The sequence below is a fragment of the Streptomyces pathocidini genome (genome assembly GCF_001418495.1).
Taxonomy (GTDB): Bacteria; Actinomycetota; Actinomycetes; order Streptomycetales; family Streptomycetaceae; genus Streptomyces; species Streptomyces pathocidini.
In genome coordinates this window covers 1-3,459 of sequence record NZ_LIQY01000708.1, presented here as the reverse complement: position 1 = coordinate 3,459, position 3,459 = coordinate 1, and the positions used below count along the sequence as shown (strand labels likewise).

The following is a 3,459-nucleotide window of genomic DNA, read 5'->3' as shown; positions in this document are numbered from 1 at the left end:
CCCGGAGACCTCCCCCGGGGAGGCGGACGGCCTCCCTGTCCGTTTCGAGCAACGGCGAACAGTATGCGGCACGCTCTCCGCCCTCCCATCCGACCCCGTCCGTCCGCCGCGCCACCGCCAGGTGCGACAGCGGTGAATTCTGGGCACGCGCCGGTGACTCGGGGCCTGAAGGTGTCGTAGGGTCACGAGCGGTGCCACGCCGGGGGAAGAGGGGCGGGCAGGACACACGGGCGGGCGGACCCCAGACCTCTCGCTCGAAGGGCATGGGAGGGACGCGCGTATGGCAGCGCAATTCGGCCGGCGGCTGCGCAAGGGAGCCGCCACGACAGCCGTGGCGGCCGTAGCGATGGCGGCGCTCAGCGCCTCCCAGGCCCCCGAGGAACTCCGCTCGCAGCGGCCCGCCTCGGATAAGTCCTCGGCCCCCGCGGCCGACACCCCGATCGACGGCGGCGGCTCGTACTACACCGACCTTCCCCCGCTGAACACCCCCGGAAAGCCCGGCACTTCGACGAAGCTGCCGGGCGGGTCCGGCGCCAAGGGCCCCGCCGAGGCCGGCATACCCGCGACCGTCCTGGACGCGTACAAGAAGGCCGAGTCCTCGCTCGCGCAGAGCCACCCCCAGTGCAGGCTCCCCTGGGAACTCCTCGCCGCCATCGGCAAGGTGGAGTCCGGCCAGGCGAGCGGCGGCCGGGTGGACGCCGAGGGCAACACCCTCCAGCCCATCCTCGGCCCCCAGCTCAACGGCCAGGGCTTCGCCGACATCACGGACACCGACGGCGGCGCCTACGACGGCGACACCACGCACGACCGCGCCGTGGGCCCCATGCAGTTCATCCCCTCCACCTGGCAGACCTGGCGCGCCGACGGCAACGGGGACGGCGAGCGGAACCCCAACAACATCTACGACGCGGCGCTCGCCGCCGGCCGCTACCTGTGCGCGGGCAACCGGGACCTGTCGGTCCAGGGCGACCTGGAGCGCGCGATCCTCGGCTACAACCACTCGCAGGAGTACCTGCGGACCGTGCTGTCCTGGCTCGAGTACTACCGCAAGGGCACCCACGAGGTGCCCGACGGCACGGGCGTCATCCCCGTCAACAGCTCGAACGGCTCCGGCGGTTCGAAGACCGGCGGCGCGACCACGCCCTCGGGCTCCCCGAGCCCCACCCCGTCCGGCACGGGTGCGGGCCCCGGGAGCGGCTCCGGTTCGGGCTCGGGCTCCGGGAAGAACCCGTCCGCCGATCCCTCGGAGCCCGGCGCCACCCCGAGCGGCACCCCGCCCGGTTCGGACCAGTCCGGCGCGCAGACCCCTGCCGAGCGCGCCGGCGCCCTCTCCGCCGACGGCAGCCGGGAGTTCACGGCCACCGCGGGCGGCGAGTTCGCCGAGTCGCCCCGCGTCCTGGTCAAGGACAAGGCGGGCGCCCCGGTCGCCAAGGTTGCCGTGCGGTACGAGATCAGCGGCACGACCGGCGCCCGCTTCCCCGGCGGGGCGACCACCGCCACCGTCGCCACCGGCAGCGACGGCACGGCGGCCGCGCCCAAGCTCACCGCGGGAGAGAAGACCGGCGACTTCACCGTCCGGGCCACCGTCGTCGGACGCGCCCTGGCCGCCGTGGACTTCACCGCCACCGTCAAGCCGCGCCCCGCCCCGCAGGCCGACGCGATCGCCCGCACCGGCGACACCCCGCTGAAGGCCGAGACCGGCGGCGAGTTCGCCGAGCCGGTCGAGATCAAGGCGACCAACGGCGGCCAGGCCGCGTCGGGCGTGGCCGTGACCGCCACCATGGTCAAGTCCGCGGACGACGCCACCCAGAATGACAAGGGCCCCTACTTCAAGGACGCCTCGGGCAACCCGATCCGCACTCTCGGCACCCTGGAGACCGGCGCCGACGGCACCCTCAAGCTGCCGAAGATCTACGCCGACGGCCAGGCCGGCACCTTCCTGCTCCGCCTCACCACCGCGGGCGGCGGGACGCTCACCATCGAGCTGACCGTCACGGACCCGGCACCCCAGCCCTCGCCGTCCGCCACGTAACAACCGCACAGTCTCCCGGCACCGCCCCTCCGCCGCCCCATGGGACTTCCGGCGGAGGGGCGGTGCGACGTGTTCTCATCTCCGCTCCCCGTTGCTACGGTGCCCCAGCCCGGGCAGTCTGACGATCCGTCAGGCGGCTGTCGCTCCACCACCGGGAGGCCGACCATGCGCGCCCTGACCGCCGCCGCCATCGGACTGGCCGCGGCCCTCGCGCTCGTCCTCGCCATGACGGCCGTCGGCGCCCCCAGCGGCGAGACCTCCCCCGAGCCACTGCTGACCACCGTCCCCAAGCACCCGTAGCAGGGAGGCCACGTGCGGAGAATCGTGTCTGCCCGGGGGACGGCCCCCGGACCCCCGGCAGAACCCCCAGCCCTCTCCGCCCGACGCCGCACCGGAGGCGGAATGCGCCGCAAGGCCAGCCTGGTGCTGCTCGCCTTCGCCGTCTTCTTCGCCGCGCTGGCGCCGCTCCTGCGCTGGTACGCCTTCCCGCGGCTGGCCAAGATCCCGCCCAGCCAGTACCAGGAGATGGTCCTTGAGGCGAAGAACGCGACCCTCCTCGACTACGGCACGATGCGGCCGAAAAAGGTCCCCAAGGTGACCATCGTCCAGACCCTCAAGGGCAACGTCGAGGAGTCGGAGAAGATCGAACGCACCGCGGGCCGGGACGTCGTGGTGTGGGACGGCCTCTCCTATGTGCAGGGACCCGACGGCAAGATGGTCTCCGAGATTCCCGAGCGCTACATCTTCGACGCCCACACCCAGGACCCGGTCCACGCCGACGGCGAGATGGTGGACGGCGACCCCGTACGCCGCGAGGGCATCGAGTTCAAGTGGCCCTTCCTCACCGAGAAGCGGGACTACACCTACTTCGACGCCCAGGCCCGCACCTCGGCCCCCATCCACTACCGGGGCACCCGCAACTTCCGCGGCCTGGAGGTCTACTACTTCGAGCAGACCATCCCCTGGACCAGGGTCCCGATGCCCAAGAAGATGCCGGTCAAAGGGATCACCCCCGAATCGGTCGCCAAGACCGGCACCACGCGCTGGTACACCACCAAGCGCATGTTCTGGGTCGACCCCACCACGGGCGCGCCCGTCAACGGCCAGGAGATCCACCGGGAGGAGCTGCGCGGCGGGGCGCTCCTGGGCGACCAGAAGAAAGTCACCGCGTTCGCCGGACATGTGAAGATGCGCGAGGACTACATCGACTACACGGTCGATCTGGTCTCCTCCCAGCGCCAGTTGGTCCTCCTCCTCACCGCGTACCTCCCCTGGGCCTTCCTGACCCTGGGCACGGCTCTCCTGACCCTGGCCTTGTTCTTGGAGGCCCGCGGCCGCCGCCCGGATCCGGGACTGCCTCCGGGCACTCACACACCGGACCTGCAGCCGATCAATGCCTGAGGGCGGAAAATCCAGCCCGTCCGGCG

General features: G+C 72.2%; 3 protein-coding genes. All 3 read left to right on the top strand.

Annotated features, from left to right (window positions below):
- The first annotated feature begins 280 nt into the window (after positions 1 to 280).
- On the top strand, positions 281 to 2,032 hold the full coding sequence (locus AOK16_RS24695) for a lytic transglycosylase domain-containing protein (RefSeq protein WP_055474309.1): 1,752 nt from the start codon (positions 281 to 283) through the stop codon (positions 2,030 to 2,032).
- A 165-nt stretch (positions 2,033 to 2,197) separates the two neighbouring features.
- The gene (locus tag AOK16_RS26905; protein ID WP_107098447.1) at positions 2,198 to 2,332 is read left to right on the top strand and encodes an SPW_0924 family protein; all 135 of its coding nucleotides are present in this window, start codon (positions 2,198 to 2,200) and stop codon (positions 2,330 to 2,332) included.
- 102 nt (positions 2,333 to 2,434) lie between these two features.
- Entirely contained in the window at positions 2,435 to 3,433 is a 999-nt protein-coding gene (gene pgfA, locus AOK16_RS24690; RefSeq protein WP_055474308.1) for a cell envelope lipid trafficking protein PgfA, read from the top strand.
- The last annotated feature ends 26 nt before the right edge of the window (positions 3,434 to 3,459 follow it).